General features: G+C 36.3%; 1 protein-coding gene. It reads left to right on the top strand.

The genetic code is table 11. The features are described from left to right. Window positions 1-265: 265 nt before the first annotated feature. On the top strand, window positions 266-811 hold a 546-nt coding region (locus AC1UFB_RS15985; RefSeq protein WP_482589488.1), incomplete at its 3' end, for a transposase.

The following is an 811-nucleotide window of genomic DNA, read 5'->3' as shown; positions in this document are numbered from 1 at the left end:
AATTCAAAAAAAGTGTATGAAATAAGTCATATCAGCCTATTTTAGAAAAACTATGAATAATTCAGGATAATTTAACTTTTATCGATTATTTATCCACAAAAAATAAAAAGAGGCTGGGACAAAACCCTCCTCTGAACCGAAAAAGCCGGTGAAATTTTACGACGAGTAAAATTTCACCGGCTTTGTTTATTTTTACATTAAAATAAGGACCACTTCTGATAAAATAAAGTTACCATACAAAATCTTATCGGAAAGAAGGGTCCTTATGTTTAAAGATTATAACATGAATCAAGTGGTTTTGCCTTTAGATTTAGAAATAAAATTGCAAGAAAATGATATTGCCTTCGCCGTTCACCATCTCGTTGAACATATTCCAGATGAAGCCTTTGCCGGCTTCTTACAGAAAACGGGGTGTCCTGCTTACCATCCACGCATGATGATGAAAATCATTTTATGTGCCTACACACAGTCAGTTTTTTCAGGAAGAAAAATTGAAGCGCTTCTCAAAGATCGTATACGTATGATGTGGCTAGCTCAAGGTTACGAACCGAGCTATCGGACAATCAATCGATTTCGTGTTCACCCAGAAGTTCAAGTGCTTCTTCGTGAGTGCTTTGTCCAGTTTCGATGTCAACTTATTCAAGAGAACGAGATTGATAATGAAGCAATCTTCATTGATGGAACGAAGATTGAAGCAAATGCCAATAAGTTCACATTTGTCTGGCGCAAATCAATCGAAAAATATAGTGCGAGCCTCTTGGAGAAATCAACCCAGCTGTATGACGAACTAGTAGAAAGAGAAATTATTCCA

Source organism: Priestia sp. KCTC 13724, assembly GCF_056820425.1.
Note: the sequence above shows the minus strand (reverse complement) of the source record. Positions and strands in the feature narration are given on the sequence as shown.